Here is a 15,359-nt window from a genome sequence, read left to right on the forward strand (position 1 = left end):
GACTGACCGCGGCGATTTGTGGCCGAATCGTGTCTTTTTGGGTACAGACACGAGTCCGCAAATCAGACACCTTGCCGACAGTTGCCGCCGGATTTGCCTCTGGCGCAGCTGCCGGAGCCGCGAGGGCTCCTGTGTGGGGGCACAGGTGGATCAGACGGACCAGGAAATCGAGCAGATCGCTCGCGCATTCTTTATCGCACGGCATGAAGGCGGAATCTGGGAGACCGCATCGCGGCTCCTGCAACACGAATTCCGGCTCTATGCCCGGCAGGCCCTGAGCATGCTGGAGAAGAGGCAAGAACAGATCTGGAGCGAGGCTCCCATCATGGCCTCGGCGGACGTTCTCGAAGCGGCCTAGAGCTGTGCCGCCTTCCTCGACAGTGAAACGGATCCCCTTCACCGAAAATGCTCTGGCGAACCGTCGCCTCCGAGATTCCCGGATGGCGCACGTCAGATGGGCCTGATGCTCTCTCACATCACGGCTTTTTGTGCGTCAAATGGGGGAGGCCCGTTGAAGGCGCCGCAGGCGCCGCCATTTTTACAGGGTGCAGACCCTCTGCAGAGGGTCTGGGGAGCTTTGCATGCAATCACCCGACGAATGGGAAATCCCTCCAGAATACCAACCCGATCCGAAAACGCTCGGTTATGATCTCAAGGATGCTCTGGCGGCCGTCGTTTCACTGAGGGCGCGCGTTCCCGATGATGCTTTCACGGCGGAAACCCTCGGGACGGAGCGCGCCGGGCAGGGCGTCGTCATTCGGGATGACGGCCTTGTCGTCACCATCGGCTATCTGATCGCCGAGGCCGAGGAGGTCTGGCTCACCACTAACAAGGGACGGGTCGTTCGGGCCGATGTGCTCGCCTACGATTACGAGAGCGGCTTCGGATTGGTGCAGGCGCTGGAGCCACTCGGGGTGCCGGTGCTGGCGCTGGGTGACTCACGTCATCTGAAGCCTGGGGATCAGGTGGTCATCGGCGGGAGCGGAGGGCCGAGCCATTCCCTCGCGGCGCAGGTAGTCGCCTGCCAGGAATTCGCCGGATACTGGGAATATCTCATCGATCCGGCCATCTTCACCGCGCCGGCCCATCCCAATTGGGGCGGCACGGCGCTGATCGGCCCCCGGGGCGACTTGGTCGGGATCGGCTCGCTCCAGCTCCAGCATCAGGCCTCCGGCGGCGCCGTGGTGCCTCTCAACATGAGCGTACCGATCGATCTTCTGAAGCCGATCCTGGACGATCTTCTGACCCTCGGGCGAACCAAGAGCAAGCCGCGACCTTGGCTTGGATTCTATGTCGCGGAGGCCGAGGACGATCAGATCACGGTCATCGGTCTCGCCGGCGACGCGCCGGCGCAGCGGGCAGGCTTGAGGGCCGGAGATCAGATCCACGCGGTGGCCGGCCAAACGGTAACCTCGCTGGCGGAGTTCTACCGCGCGATCTGGGCCCTGGGGGCTGCAGGCGTTGATGTCCCGCTCACGCTCGAGCGGGAAGGGGACACGTTCGACGTGACGGTCCGGTCCGCCGACCGGGGGCGTTTCATGAAGGGACCGCGCCTACAGTGATCGTCCGGGCGCCACGGCATCTGCCCGGCGCTGAACCGCTCTCACGAGCCTTTAAGCCATCTTCGAGCGACGATCGCCCTATGCGGAGATTGAGACATGGACCTTGAAGTGATGCTGCCGGGCGGCGAATCCGTTCCGTCTCTCGGGCAGGGAACCTGGCAGATGGCGGAGACGGGAAGCCGCCGGGCGCGGGAGATCGATGCGCTCCGCCTCGGCGTCGAGCTCGGCATGACGCTTATCGACACGGCCGAGATGTACGGTGAGGGCGCCGCGGAACAGCTCGTCGCAGAGGCGCTCGCCGGACAGCGGGATCGGCTCTTCCTCGTCAGCAAGGTCTATCCCCACAATGCGAGCCGCCAGGGCGTGGTGCAGGCCTGCGAGCGCAGCCTGAGGCGTTTGAAGACGGATCGGCTCGATCTCTACCTCCTGCATTGGCGCGGCGGCGTGCCGCTCGCGGAAACCGTTGCCGGTTTCGAGGACCTGCGCCGTGCCGGCAAGATCCGGCACTGGGGCGTCAGCAACTTCGACACCGACGACATGAAGGAGCTGCTTAGGATTCCTCAAGGGACGAACTGCGCGACCAATCAGGTGCTCTACAACGTGAACCGGAGAGGACCGGAATTCGATCTCATACCCTGGATGCAGAACCATCGCATCCCGCTCATGGCCTACAGTCCGATCGAACAGGGCAGGCTCCCGGCGAGCGGCATCCTGGAGAGCATCGGACGGAAACATGGAGCGAGCCCGTTCCAGATTGCCCTGGCTTGGCTCCTTCACCAGCCCGGCATGATCGCGATCCCGAAGGCCTCGAGCGCGGAGCATGTGCGGGACAACCATCGAGCGCTTGAGATCCGGCTGGATAGCGACGATCTTGAGGCCATCGATTCAGAGTTTCCACCGCCCCGGCGCAAGCGCCCGCTCGAAATGATCTGACCCTTTACCGCGAAAGCAGGATACGACAAGCTCATGACCTTCACCAGAGCCGATGCACTCGCCGTTGCGGAGATCCTCAGGACCACGGCTCAAGCCGAGATCCTGCCGCGGTTCCGCAACCTGTCGGACGACGCGATCCGGACGAAAACCTCGCAGCTCGATCTTGTGACTGATGCGGACGAGGCCGCCGAGCGCGTCATCGAGGCCGAGCTCCTGCGCCGCTTTCCGGGAGCGCTCGTCGTCGGCGAGGAGGGCGTCAGCCGGGATGCGCGCCTGCTCGATGGCCTCGGCCAGGCCGATCTCGCCTTCGTTCTCGATCCGGTCGACGGCACCTTGAACTTCGCCTCGGGGCTTCCGCTCTTCGGCGTGATGGCGGCGGTTCTGGTCAGGGGCGAGATCGTCGGCGGTGTGATCCTGGACCCGATTTCAGACGACTGGGCCGTGGCCGTCCGCGGTGAGGGCGCATGGATCCAGCGCACCGACGGCAGCACGAGCTCGCTCCAGGTTGCGGCGAAGGCGCCCCTGTCGCAGATGGCGGGCAACGTGTCATGGCGCTACCTGCCGGAAGACCTTCGTCCCGTGGTGACGGGCAACCTTCCCAAAGTCGCCATGGCGGCGGACCTGCGCTGCGCGGCGCATACCTACCGCCAGACGGCAGCCGGGCACATGCATTTCTCGTTCTCGTCGAGCGTGATGCCCTGGGATCACGCGGCCGGCTGGCTGATCCACCGCGAGGCTGGCGGGTACACGGCGCATTTCGACGGCTCGCCGTATCGCCCCGTCAATCGCGGCGGCGGCCTCATCAGCGCGCCGGACAAGGAGAGCTGGCAGGCGTTGCGCGACGCGCTGCTGCCTCAGGCCTGATCCTTCTTGAGGTAGTTGTACACCGTCGCCCGTCCCAGTCCCAGCACGCGCGAAATATAGGCGGCGGCATTACGCCCGCCGAAGGCGCCGTCCCCGGCGAGATCCGTGACGAGCTGCTGCTTCTGCGCGCGGCTCATCTCGGCGATGGTCAGGCCGCGCTCGCGGGTCCAGGACTGGATGTATTCGTTGATGCGCTCGTGCCAGTCTTCCTTGAACAGCGAAGCAGGCTTCTCCGGCGATTGCGGCACGGCGACGAGCGCGGTCAGCGTCTGCATGACGGCATGGAAGTGCGACACGTCCACATTGATGCAGAGAATGCCGATGGCTTTCTCGGGCGTGCGCAGGACGGCGCTGACCGACTTGATGCGCCGACCGTCCCAGTTCACCTTCTCATAGGGCCCGATGATGATGTCGGACGGCTTGAAATCTATCTCGTGCAGAAGGGACGGCTCGCCGAGTTCGCGCTTGGAGAAGGGATTGGAGAGATGCACCACGGTCTCGGTGGCGAGATCGTGGAGCACCACTTCCGCGTAGGGCTGGAACAGCAGCGCAATGGCGTCGCAGACGGGCGCATAGCTCGCGAGTTCAGGCGAGAGCGCCGTCTTCACACGCGTTTTGCGCGTCCGGTTCATGCGGCCTGCGCACGCATGAAGGCGGCGAGACGCTCCAAGCCCGCTTCGAGATGGTGCGCGGGGGCACCGATGCCGATCCGGATATAGCGATCCATGCCGTAGACGTCGCCCGGCAGCAGCATGACGCCGCGCTCCTCGCGCAGGCGGTGCACCAGTTCGGTCGAGTTCATTGGCATGGCGTAGCGGATGAAAGCCATGCCGCCGGCCTTGGGCGGCACGAAGGAGAACAAGTCGCCGTTGGCATCGACCCAGTGCTGCAGCACGGCGAGGTTCTCGCGCAGGATGCGCTTGCTTCGGGACAGGATCTCCTGCCGCTTGGCCGGCTGCACGGCGATCTCCGCAACGAACTCGCTGATCGCGCCCGTCGTGATCGAGGTATAGTCCTTGCGCTGCCAGGACGTGTAGATCTCATCGACCGGACCCACGAGCCAGCCGATGCGCAGGCCGGGCAGCGCCATGGCCTTCGACAGGCCGTTCGTCACGATAGCTTTCTCGTAGAGATCGGCGAAGCTCGGAGGCTCGTCCTGGTCAAGTTCCGCCCCCTTATAGACCTCGTCCGCGTGGAGGTAGATGCCGTGCTCGCGGGCGATGGCCACGAGGCCGTCCATCGTCTCGCGCGACAGGACGGCACCGGTCGGGTTGTTAGGGTTGCAGATCGTCATCATCTTCGTGCGGCTTGTGACCGCCTTGCGCACGTCGTCGAGATCGGGCGTCCACCCGAGCTCCTCGCGCAGCAGCACCTCCTTCACGGTGACGCCGATGGCCCGGGCCCAGCCCCAGATCTGCAGATAGTTCGGTACGAAAACCACGAGCTCGTCGCCGGGCTCGAGAAGCGACATCACGAGAAGAAAATTCGCCTCGGCCGATCCGTTGGTGACCATCACGTGGTCCGGTGTGCGACCGGGATGCAGGTTCGCGATAGCTTGGCGCAATTCCACGCGACCGTTGGTCCAGCCGTAGCCGAGCTCAACGTCGAGCACCCGGCTCTGCTGTTCGGGCGTCAGAAGCTCACGCAGGGAATAGGGATGCACGCCGCTATCGGACAGGTTGTACTCAACCGTGTTCTCATAGAGCGACTGAATGCGCTCGAGCGTGAACTCTTCGATCTTCATGGCAATCCCCGCAAGGCAAATGATTCACGCGGGTCTTAGCACCGTGAAAATAGACTTCATAGTCCAAATTAGACTTGACGGTTCAATTGCCGGCCTGCCATGGTCCGCCCCTGCCGTTTGCCCATGTCATACGTGGGCGCGGCTGTGTTTTGATCTTTGCCTCGACCCCCTTTCCGATTGGAGCCTTTGGGTGCAGTTCGATACTTTCCTGATGGAACGGAACCAGACGCTGTTCGAGAACGGCGTCGAGATCAACCTGACCGAGAGTGGCGTGCATCCATGCACCATCGAGGAGATCCTGCCCTCGGACGAGGCCCAGGCGCTGCTGCGCCAGCCGCTCGGCTATGGCTGGACGGACGGGCATCCCGATCTCAGAGACGGCATCGCGAGCTGGTATCCGGGCGCGTCCGCGGCCAACGTGCTGGTGACGAACGGCTCCTCCGAGGCAACGATGATCACCCTGATGGCGATGATCGATTCCGGCGACAAGGTGCTCTTCGCGGTTCCGAACTTCATGCAGGTGGACGGTCTCGGGCGCGCCCTCGGCATGAACGTCCGGCGCCTCCCTCTCTTGGCCGACCAGGGCTGGCAGGTGGATCCGGACGCGCTGGCGAAGGCGATGGATGGCGTGAAGCTGATCGCGGTCACCAATCCCGGCAATCCGACGGGCACCGTCCTGTCCCGCAGGAGCCGCGAGGCGCTGCTCGACGGGGCGCGCAAGGCCGGTGCCTGGCTTCTGGTCGACGAGATCTATCGCGGAGGCGAGATCGACGGTGCCGAGACGGAGACGTTCTACGGTCAGTATCCGCGCGTCATCGTCACGAGCAGCCTGTCGAAATCCTTCGCATGTCCGGGCCTGCGTCTCGGTTGGATCGTCGGACCGCAAGACGTGGTCGAAGAGGCCGCCAAGCGGCAGGATTACACCACCATCGGCAGCGGGATTCTCAGCCAGATCCTCGGCGCGGCGGTCATGGAGCCGCAGAACCGCGAGCGCATCCTGGCGCGCGGTCGCGCCCTTCTGAGCGAGAATGCCGACATCGTCGAGCGCTGGGTCGAGAAGCGGAACCGGTGGTCGTGGCAGCGCCCCGCCGCCGGCGGCATGGCGTTCCTGCATTATGATTTCGACATGTCCTCCGAAGATCTGTCGAACCGGCTGCGGGAAGAGGAGAGCGTGTTCGTCGTTGCCGGAAGCTGGTTCGGGATCGAGAGCCACATCCGCATCGGCATCGGTGTGAAGACCGAGCATCTGGTCGAGGGGCTGGCCCGTCTCGATACGTTCCTGTCCCGTCACGGCCTCGCCTAGAAGGCATAAGCGATGCTGCCGAAAGAGACCCTTCAGCGTGCGCGAGAGGATCTGAGGCGCCTCGTCGCTATCCCGTCCGTGAGTGCGCGCGGACAGGGCCTTTCTGAATGCGCCCGGGCCGTGCGCAGCCTGCTCACCGAGGCCGGCTTCGAAACGGAGATCCATACCGGTGAAATCGGGCCTTTCGTCGTGGGCGAGATCGGCGATGGTCCTCTGACTGTCGTCGTGTACAACCATTACGACGTGCAGCCTGAGGAGCCGGTGGACCTTTGGCACAGCGCCCCGTTCGACATGAGCGAGCGCGACGGGCGCTGGTACGGACGCGGTGTCGCCGATGACAAGGGCGAGTTCGTCAGCCGCCTCGAAGGCTGGCGCCTGTTCCGCGAGCGGAACCCGAGACCCTTGCCCTTCCGGCTCATCTGGCTCGTGGACGGCGAGGAGGAGATCGGCAGCCCGTCTCTCGAAACCTTCCTGAAGACACGCTTCTCCGGCGTGAAGGCCGACATCTGCTGGTGGGAATACGGCGAGATCGACTCGAGCGGTCGCCCGATCATCCTCTGCGGCTTCAAGGGCGTGATGGCCGTCGAGCTGCGTTGCAGGATGGCGAGAGCGGATCTGCATTCGAGCCTGGGCGCGGCATTCGACAATCCGCTGTGGAGGCTCGCGGCCGCCACCGCTTCCTTGCGTGACGGATCCGGCCGCGTGCTGATCGACGGCTTCTATGACACGGTGCGCCAGCCCACGCAGCCGGAGCAGGATCTCGCCGCTGAGCCTCCCTTCTCGTTCAGCAGTCTGGTTCAGGCCACGGGAGGCCAGCGGGTTCTGGACGGAATAGACCCAGATAATTTCTATGCGGCGATGAACTTCGCGCCATGCATGAACGTCAACGGCTTCTCCGGCGGCTATGCGGGCGAGGGCGCCAAGACCGTGCTGCCGGCGGAGGGAGCGGTCAAGATCGATTTCCGCCTCGTGCCCGATCAGGATCCGCAGCACGTCGTCAGCCTCCTTCGCGCCCATCTTGACCGGCACGGCTTCGAGGATATCGAGCTCATCGTTCACGATGCCAACGTGAAGCCTGTCCGATCGTCAACGGATCACTGGTTCATTCAGGATGCGAAGGAGCATCTGGAGCGGCATTTCGGCCGGCCTGTCATCGTGCAGCCGAGCTCGCCCGCGTCCGGCACGTCTCACCCCTTCGTCGACCAGCTCGGTGCTAGCATCGCCGGCATCGGTCTCACGCATCACGGAGCCATGCTCCACTCGCCGAACGAGAACATCATCGTCGCGCAATTCGAGGCGATGATCGCCTGTTCGGCAGAGATCTTTCAGAGGCTCTCCGAGCGCGCGAACGGAATCGGGTCTTTCGGGACTTCCTCAACGCATGGAGGGACGCCATGAACAGCATCGTTGTCGAGGCCGCAGCGCGGTCGGTTCAGGCGCGTCGGCGCATTCGCCCGCATATCTATGAGACGCCCCTGCTGCCGTCCCGCCGGATCGGCCGCGAGAGGGGATCGTCCGTTTTCTTCAAGGCCGAAAACTTTCAGCTCACCGGCTCCTTCAAGATCAGGGGAGCCGCGAGCAAGATGACGGCGCTCGGCCTCGACCGCGCGGTCATCACCGCATCCTCCGGCAACCACGGAATCGCCTCCGCGCAGGCGGCGAGCTCCATCGGCCAGGCCTTGACCGTCGTGCTGCCTGAAACCGTCGCGCCGGCGAAGCTCGAACGGATCCGTTCGTTCAATGTCGACGTGATCCTGCACGGCGCCGAGAGCGGGCTCGCGGAACTTTATGCCCAGCAGGAAGCGGCTTCGCGCGGCCTTGTCTATGTCTCTCCCTACAACGATCCCGAGATCGTGGCGGGGCAAGGAACCATTGGACTCGAACTGCTGGAACAGGCAGAGAGCATCGACAATGTCTTCGTCGCCATGGGTGGCGGGGGACTGATCGGTGGCATCGGCGCCGTGCTCAAGAGCTTCAGCCCGCAAACGCGGGTCTTTGGCGTGGCGGCGCAGAATTCGGCGGCTCTTGCCGCCGCGATGGCGGCAGGGCGTGTGGTCGAGACCGAGCATCTCGATACGCTCGCCGACGGTGTTGCCGGTGGCATGGACGAGGACAGCATGACCCTGCCGCTGGCCATGTCGGTCATCGACGAGGTCGTCACCTGTACGGAGGCCGAGATCGCGGACGCTCTCAAGGATCTGGCCTTCAAGGAAAACCAGATCGTCGAGGGCGCAGCGGCCCTCGCGCTCGCCGGATTCCTGAAGGTTGCTGAAAGCTGCAGGGGGCAGCGGAACGTCATCGTCCTGTGCGGAGCCAATTTCGACCGCGACAAGATCTTCTCCCTTCTCAACGGTTAGGGCCGCAACCGCCATGCAGCTGTCGTCCATCACCTTTCTCGATCTTCCGCAGATTGAAGAACGCCTGAAAGGTCTCGATCCGATCGGCCTGATGGAAGAGGCCTTCGCGGCCTTCTCCCGTGGCGAGGCCGTGGTGCCGATGCCGGGCGAGTTGCTGCTCCAGGATCCGCCCGGCGAAGTTCACATCAAGTATGGGTATCTGACCAGCGGCGACACCTATGTGATCAAGATCGCCTCGGGGTTCTGGAACAATCCCGCGCGAGGCCTCAGCAGCAGCGACGGGCTTCTGCTTGTCTTCAGGAAGGACACGGGAGAGCTGGCGGCGGTGCTGAACGATCGCGGTCGGCTGACGGACCTTCGCACGGCCGCCGCCGGTGCGGTCGCGGCCAAGCATTTGGCGCCGGAAAAAATCGAGGCAATCGGCGTGCTCGGCTGTGGCATCCAGGCGGAGCTTCAGGTGCGATTGCTGCAATCCGTTCGTCCCTGCCGCACCATCGTCGTCTGGGGACGCAACTCTGAGCGGGCATCGGCTTATGCGCGGCGGATGCGGGAGAACGATTTTTCCGTCGAGGTCGCATCGTCGCCGGCGGAGGTCGCATCCCGGTGCCGGTTGATCATCACCGCGACCGCCAGCCCGTCGCCGCTGCTGCGATGGAGCGATCTCCACCCGGGCACACACATCACCGCCATCGGGGCCGACAGCGCCGATAAGCAGGAGCTGGATGAAGCCATTATTCACAACGCCGATATCGTCGTCACGGACAGCAGGGGCCAGGCTCTGTCGCGAGGCGAATTGGGGCGTGCCTATGGGGGCGATCCGGCGGCAATGAAGGCCGTGGTGGAGATCGGCGAGATCATCATGGGCAAAGCGACAGGGCGAGAGAGGGCGGACCAGATCACCGTTTCGACATTCTCGGGGCTGGCCGCCCAGGATATCGCCATCGCGTCTGCTGTCCTGAAGCAGCCGTGACGCGCATCAGGACGCCCGCTCGATGCGGCCGATCAGGGCGTCGATGTCGGAAATCTTTTCGACGCGGCGCTTGCAGGTCCTGTCGAGATACCAGGCCCTGCCGATGCTGAAGCCTAGGAAGGGCAGGGCCCAGAGAAGGCTGACGGCATTCAGGAGAACGAGGCCTAGAAACGACAGCGAGAGAATCCAGGACTCGATCCGCCCGAAGCCTTCGGTGAGTTGATTCTTCACCAGCAATTGCTGCCGCTCAATCAGAAGCTGGAACCTGGCATCATCCATTCTCGATTTCTGCGAGACGGTGGAAAGCCCACCCCGCAGGGTTTCGAGCGAGCCTTTGATTTCGCTCAAGTGCAATGCGCGTTCCGCGGGATGGGGCTCGCTCGCCACCGGCGCGAAAGCTGCGGTGATCCTGCGATAGAACGCGACGAGCGCGGGCGGCCGGTTGTCCTGATCCGTCTCGAATGCGCCGTGCCGAAAGCGGTCTGTGATGTGGTTGCGGGTCCGGGCCGCGATGGTGACATCCGTGCTCCGGACGCTTCGCTGAAAGGAAACGGCCACATGCCGGGCGATCGCAATTTCCACCGCCGCTTCAGCGCGTTCCGTCGACATCACTGGCTTCCTTTGCCTTTGGAGCCCGAAGCGCGGCCGCTCCACGCTCAAGGTTTCCTCAACGTGAAGGAACGTGGTTAACGGATGGTTAATCGGCGGGTGGATCCCCTGTCTTTTAGGAAGATGCTCCGAGGCCTCGCGGCCTGCCTTCACCGCTTCTCAGCGTTGATCGTCCGGGAGCATGCCGGCGAGATCCTGCAGGAACTTGATGGAGGCAGGCGGGCGGCCTTCCTGCTCGGCGATCTTGATGATGTTGTTCAGGATGTGGGCGATCTCGCTCAGCTTGGCGACGCGCCCCGCCGAGAGGACGTGGAAGAAGGTCGAGAAGGCGACCGCGATGGCCTGATCGTGCTCTTCGAGCTTGCGGCATTGCTCCTTGAGCGCCTTGATGTCCCTTTCCTGGGCCGAGACGATGTCCACGAGAGTCAGCATCTGTTCGGCCAGGGTATCCACGGAGGCGGCGTTCATGTCGATTGAGCGTCCCAAGTCTTCGATGCCAGAGCGGGGCGGAGGGGTGAAGTCGTCGGCCACGTGGTGCCGAAGCGACGCGCCGACGGAGTGAAGCGTGGATGATACGCGATCCGCATCATCCGGGCGAGCATAGACCTTCGTGGAAGCGGGCCGGCCACGGGCGGCTTCGGACGCGTCCGCAAGTGCGGGCCAGCTTTTCGTACGGAGGAGGCTGGACGCAACCTGCCGCAGGAAACCGCGCAACTTTACTCGAACATCGGAAATCACGGTCTCACGCCTGCTCCGCCAACCTGCACTCTCGTCTCCTGGTGAGGATGGCCCTACCGACGGTAGCATGACTTCAACACGAATGCTTCAAGGAAGCTTCCTGCGAAACGGTGCCGCTCAGCCTCTGGCGTAGAGCAGTCGCGCCCGGATGGTTCCGTCGAGGGTGCGGATCTCGTTGAGGGTCTCGCGACTTTGCCCCGGCAGCCCCTCCGCCTCGATCACCACGTAGCCGATCTCGCCGTCCGTCTGCAGATGCTGGCCCGTGATGTTGAGGCCACGCTGCGAGAAGACGTTGTTGAGCCGTCCAAGAATGCCGGGCACGTTGCGGTGCACATGGATGTAGCGTGTTCCCGTCGCCCGAGAGGGGAGCTGAACCTGCGGGAAATTGACGGCTCCGACCGTGGTGCCGACATCGGAATACTCGACGAGCTTCTTCGCGACCTCGGCGCCGATCCGTTCCTGCGCCTCTTCCGTCGATCCGCCGATATGTGGTGTCAGAATAACGTTGGATAGGCCCTGCAGCGGCGTGACGAAGGGTTCCTTGTTCGAGGCGGGCTCGACGGGGAACACGTCCACGGCAGCGCCACGCAGATGGCCGCTTCGCAGGGCCTGGGCCAGCGCATCGAGATCGACGACCGTGCCGCGGCTGTTGTTGATGAGATAGGCGCCCTTCTTCATGGCGGCGATCTCGGCCTTGCCCATCATGCCGTGTGTGGCCGGCGTCTCGGGAACGTGCAGGCTGACCACGTCGCTCTGGCCCAACAGGGCATTCAGGCTGTCGGCCGGCTCCGTATTGCCGTGGCGGAGCTTATCCGTCTGGTCGAAGAAGATGACCCGCATGCCCATGGCCTCGGCCAAGTAGGAGAGCTGCGAGCCGATATTGCCGTAGCCGACGATGCCGAGGGTCTTGCCGCGGACCTCGTGGCTGTCGATGGCGGACTTGTCCCATTCCCCGGCATGGGCCGCGGTGGATTTGGGGAATGTCCGCCGTAGCAGCATGACGATCTCGCCGATCACCAGTTCGGCCACGCTGCGGGTGTTCGAGAAGGGGGCGTTGAAGACCGGAATGCCCGCATGCCGGGCGGCTTCCAGATCGACCTGGTTGGTGCCGACGCTGAAGCAGCCGACGGCGATCAGCCGGTTGGCCGCCTGCAGGACCTTGCCCGTCAGCTGCGTCCGGGAGCGAATGCCCAGCAGATGGACGCCCTGGAGGGCTTCGATCAGCTCGGCTTCGTCGAGGGCCGTCTTGAGATGCGTCAGGTTGGTGTAGCCGGCGCCTCTGATCAGTTCGACCGCACTGTCGTTCACGCCTTCGAGCAGGAGAACGCGGATCTTGTCTTTCTGAAGAGAGAACATCTCGGACATGTCAGCTCCAATTCGCCATGTGCGGGCATGGCATACCGCGCGGAGGCGGGCATGCAAGCCCCTTTCGGCGCATCGCGCCCATGCTCGGCCGGACAGGGCACCCTCGGTTGGAGGACGCCTGTACCCCTAATGCACCGTCCCCATCAGGTTGGTCCGGGTTATGATGAGTCAATCCGGGTGCAGCGGCAGCCGGTCAGGGAGATGGGAGCCGGTGCCGGATGTACGCACGGCTCCTGTTTCTTTTTGGAAGGCCACCGGCGCCTCCACTGCAAACTTAGCCAAGCCGAGGAGGCGCCGAGCCCATCCGGCCTTAGAAACAGGTCTACGTTCGCGTTCTATGCTCTAGGTCTCCTTGGGCAATCTCCCGTTGCTTAGAACTCGACCTATCGGTTACCATGAGATGTTGCCGATAGAATGCTCCCGAGCTTGGCTGTCAGATCCACCGAGGGAGCGACATTCCGTCGTTCGAGCGGCATTCCAACCTATCCGGGCTATCAATGTTGTTTCGTATCGACTAATCATGCGGCTGCGCGCCGACTCGGTGCTCGTAAAAGATCCGTTCTCCGGGTTTCATGATTTCGAATGGCGAGAAGGCGCATGGTTGCGGATGCTAAAGAGAGGCTCGGGCAAAAACATGCTGGCGATCCGCAGAAGACCGTAAAATTGCAAGAAAAAACTCCCAGCTCGACTCCTGGCAAACGAGGAAAAATCAGTTCTAAGCTTGACAATATTGGTCATGGGCTGATCGTTCTTCTGCCGATGGCGATGGTGGTCGCTAATCGATCCTCTCCTTTGTTTCTGGCCTGCGCCGCCTTCTTCGTGCTTGCTTCGCGTATCGCTTCCGGGGCCATCCGTCTGGATCGTTCGGCGCTCAGGGGGGTACGGGCGAGCATCCTGGTCCTCGTTCTCTGCGGGGTTGCCTATCCGCTGATCTCCCTCAGCTGGGCGATAGGGCCGGCTACAGGCCTGTTCTCCTGGGGAGAGGCCGTGCTGCCCGCCCTGTCGAGCGCCCTCCTGATCATGAGCTGGCGGGCCGCTCCTCCGCCGCGTTGGATGGGCGTAGCTCTCGCAGGGGCGATGCTGGTCGCTGCGGGCGTGATCCTGGGTGAGATTCTGCTCGGGTTTCCGTTGAGGCGGCTTCTAACCGATCGAGCCGTCGATGGCTTCCTTTACAACCGGACGGTGGTGACCCTCCTGCTCCTGCTGGCGCCGGTCCTCGTCCTGGTCGGCTTCCGCCGGCAGCCTGCGCTCTTCCTGGGGCTGCTTGTCCTCGGCTTGGGGACGATCCTGCTCGCAGACAGCGAAGCCGCGAAGCTCGGATTGCTGGTTGCCACCGGGACTTTCGCGCTGAGCTACGTTCCCTTTCTTTGGGTAAAGCGCCTGCTGACCGTCGTCCTTCTCGGATTGATCTGGATGCAGCCATTTTTCGGCAGCGCCATGCGAAACCTGCCCGACATCGTGGTCCGAGCCACCGAGGCAGGACACTCGCGCGAGCGCATCGCCCTCTGGCAGGCCTTCAGCGACGTTACACACCATTTCCCGGTTCTCGGAACGGGCTTCTCGTCCTCGCCGCATATGGGCCGCCATCCGGTTGCGGCGGCCATCGACCCTGCCTATCGTGCGATGCTCAGAATCGGCCATCCTCACAATGCCTTCCTGCAGGTCTGGGTCGAGTTGGGAGCCGTCGGCGCGGTGCTTTTGTCCGCGCTCATCCTGTGGGTTCTGAGATGCCTCTCGGGCGCGCCGCCCGACATCCGCCGCGTCGGCCTGATGACCCTCATGACGGCCAGCGCCATCGCCCTCGTCAGCCATGGCGCCTGGCAGGGCTGGTGGATCGCCGCCGTTTCCCTGGCGGCGGCGCTTTTGACCCTCCGTCCTGTTCCGCCAAACCCGATGGAGTGATGGCGGGCCTTCGGACCGGCCCTGCCTGAATAGTCAGGCTTGGCGGGATCCAACCCCTGTCGATCCGAGTTTGGCTTCAAACCGGATCCGATGAGCCCGCCTGGTCGCGCAGGAAGGGGCGAGACAGGGGGGGCAAGTGCCGCGAATCCTGACCTACAACGTACATCGCTGCATCGGGACGGACGGGCGGCTGTCCCCCACGCGGATCGCCGACGTGATCGCCGCCTGTGAGCCGGATGTGGTTGCCCTTCAGGAACTCGATGTGGGACGCCTCCGCACGGGCGGGATCGATCAGGCCCATGCGATCGCGCAAGCGCTCGGGATGCACGTGCATTTCCATGCCAGCCTGAAGGTGCTCGAGGAGGAATACGGCAATGCAATCCTGACCCACAGGCCTTCACGGCTGATGAAGGCTGCCGCGCTTCCGGGTTGGGCCCGCAAGCCCGGCCTGGAGCCGCGAGGGGGAATCTGGGCCTGCGTTCAGATCGGCGGCATCGACGTTCAGGTGATCAACACCCATCTGGGCCTGCGCCGCCATGAGCGGTTGGCTCAGGTGGACGCCCTGCTGGGTCCGCAATGGCTCGGGCATCCGTCCTGCCGGGAGCCGGTGATCCTCGTCGGCGATCTCAACGCCACGCCCAGCTCCAGAGCCTATCGGCGGCTGGCCTCGCACCTGTGGGATGCGCAGGCGCAGGCCCCGCTCCCTCGCCCCAAGGCAACCTTTCCCTCCCGGCTGCCGGTGCTGCGCATCGACCATGCCTTCGTCAGCCGCTCGGTGCGTGTCCTGCGGGTCGAGACCGTGCGGACGCCGCTCGCTCGCGTCGCCTCGGATCACCTGCCGCTCCTGGTCGAGTTCCAGGTCGCCCAGGGCAAGGCGCACAGGCACGACCTCGCTCATGCACAGGAATAAGTGAGACCGGAGGCATCTGTGACGGATCGCACCGCGCTCCGCCGCGTTTAGCTCCACGGAGCGGAGCCGTTTCGGAGGCTCGCCCTAACAGGTCGAGGAGTG

15 protein-coding genes are annotated in these 15,359 nt (G+C 64.0%); 10 read left to right on the plus strand and 5 right to left on the minus strand.

Features of this window, described 5'->3' with window-relative positions:
- Positions 1-145: 145 nt before the first annotated feature.
- The 4 genes from OC446_RS04105 (at position 146) to OC446_RS04120 (ending at position 3,359) form a co-directional block, all read left to right on the plus strand.
- Entirely contained in the window at positions 146-358 is a 213-nt protein-coding gene (locus OC446_RS04105) for a hypothetical protein (RefSeq protein ID WP_262027770.1), read from the plus strand.
- Between the two features lie 223 nt (positions 359-581).
- Positions 582-1,562, plus strand: a complete 981-nt coding sequence (locus OC446_RS04110) for a S1C family serine protease (RefSeq protein WP_262027771.1) — start codon at positions 582-584, stop codon at positions 1,560-1,562.
- Positions 1,563-1,658: 96 nt separating this feature from the next.
- Positions 1,659-2,495 (plus strand): aldo/keto reductase, encoded by an 837-nt coding sequence (locus OC446_RS04115; protein ID WP_262027772.1) that lies wholly within the window; start codon positions 1,659-1,661, stop codon positions 2,493-2,495.
- Positions 2,496-2,528: 33 nt separating this feature from the next.
- Positions 2,529-3,359 carry an inositol monophosphatase family protein gene (locus tag OC446_RS04120; RefSeq protein WP_262027773.1) on the plus strand — a complete coding sequence of 277 codons (831 nt, stop codon included), beginning with the start codon at positions 2,529-2,531 and terminating at the stop codon, positions 3,357-3,359.
- Here the strand turns inward: OC446_RS04120 and OC446_RS04125 are convergent.
- Both OC446_RS04125 and OC446_RS04130 read right to left on the minus strand, forming a co-directional pair.
- On the minus strand, positions 3,350-3,991 hold the full coding sequence (locus tag OC446_RS04125) for a transcriptional regulator (RefSeq protein ID WP_262027774.1): 642 nt from the start codon (positions 3,989-3,991) through the stop codon (positions 3,350-3,352). The genes OC446_RS04120 and OC446_RS04125 overlap by 10 nt on opposite strands.
- Entirely contained in the window at positions 3,988-5,103 is a 1,116-nt protein-coding gene (locus tag OC446_RS04130) for an aminotransferase class I/II-fold pyridoxal phosphate-dependent enzyme (RefSeq protein ID WP_262027775.1), read from the minus strand. The genes OC446_RS04125 and OC446_RS04130 overlap by 4 nt, the downstream gene beginning before the upstream one ends.
- A 190-nt stretch (positions 5,104-5,293) precedes the next feature.
- Here OC446_RS04130 and OC446_RS04135 point away from each other — a divergent pair, with 190 nt between their 5' ends.
- From OC446_RS04135 to OC446_RS04150, 4 genes are read left to right on the plus strand one after another with little or no spacing between them, the layout of a single operon-like run.
- Complete coding sequence (locus OC446_RS04135; protein ID WP_262027776.1) at positions 5,294-6,406, plus strand: aminotransferase class I/II-fold pyridoxal phosphate-dependent enzyme; 1,113 nt, start codon at positions 5,294-5,296, stop codon at positions 6,404-6,406.
- 12 nt (positions 6,407-6,418) lie between these two features.
- On the plus strand, positions 6,419-7,804 hold the full coding sequence (locus OC446_RS04140) for a M20/M25/M40 family metallo-hydrolase (protein WP_262027777.1): 1,386 nt from the start codon (positions 6,419-6,421) through the stop codon (positions 7,802-7,804).
- Entirely contained in the window at positions 7,801-8,763 is a 963-nt protein-coding gene (locus OC446_RS04145; protein WP_262027778.1) for a pyridoxal-phosphate dependent enzyme, read from the plus strand. The genes OC446_RS04140 and OC446_RS04145 overlap by 4 nt, the downstream gene beginning before the upstream one ends.
- Before the next feature lie 13 nt (positions 8,764-8,776).
- Positions 8,777-9,733, plus strand: coding sequence for an ornithine cyclodeaminase family protein (locus tag OC446_RS04150; protein ID WP_262027779.1), 957 nt, complete (start codon positions 8,777-8,779; stop codon positions 9,731-9,733).
- Positions 9,734-9,739: 6 nt separating this feature from the next.
- On the opposite strand, the gene OC446_RS04155 is transcribed toward OC446_RS04150, so the two are convergent.
- From OC446_RS04155 to serA, 3 genes are all read right to left on the minus strand, one after another.
- On the minus strand, positions 9,740-10,342 hold the full coding sequence (locus OC446_RS04155; protein ID WP_262027780.1) for a hypothetical protein: 603 nt from the start codon (positions 10,340-10,342) through the stop codon (positions 9,740-9,742).
- Positions 10,343-10,501: 159 nt separating this feature from the next.
- Positions 10,502-11,056, minus strand: a complete 555-nt coding sequence (locus OC446_RS04160) for a hypothetical protein (RefSeq protein WP_262027781.1) — start codon at positions 11,054-11,056, stop codon at positions 10,502-10,504.
- 141 nt (positions 11,057-11,197) lie between these two features.
- Positions 11,198-12,445, minus strand: coding sequence for a phosphoglycerate dehydrogenase (serA, locus tag OC446_RS04165; protein ID WP_262027782.1), 1,248 nt, complete (start codon positions 12,443-12,445; stop codon positions 11,198-11,200).
- Positions 12,446-13,237: 792 nt separating this feature from the next.
- Here serA and OC446_RS04170 point away from each other — a divergent pair.
- Together OC446_RS04170 and OC446_RS04175 are read left to right on the plus strand one after the other, a co-directional pair.
- Positions 13,238-14,347: an O-antigen ligase family protein gene (locus OC446_RS04170; RefSeq protein ID WP_262027783.1), complete on the plus strand. Its 1,110-nt coding sequence runs from the start codon at positions 13,238-13,240 to the stop codon at positions 14,345-14,347.
- A 136-nt stretch (positions 14,348-14,483) separates the two neighbouring features.
- Positions 14,484-15,257, plus strand: coding sequence for an endonuclease/exonuclease/phosphatase family protein (locus tag OC446_RS04175; RefSeq protein WP_262027784.1), 774 nt, complete (start codon positions 14,484-14,486; stop codon positions 15,255-15,257).
- Positions 15,258-15,359: the final 102 nt, after the last annotated feature.

It is taken from the genome of Microvirga sp. Mcv34 (assembly GCF_024519725.1).
Taxonomy (GTDB): Bacteria; Pseudomonadota; Alphaproteobacteria; order Rhizobiales; family Beijerinckiaceae; genus Microvirga.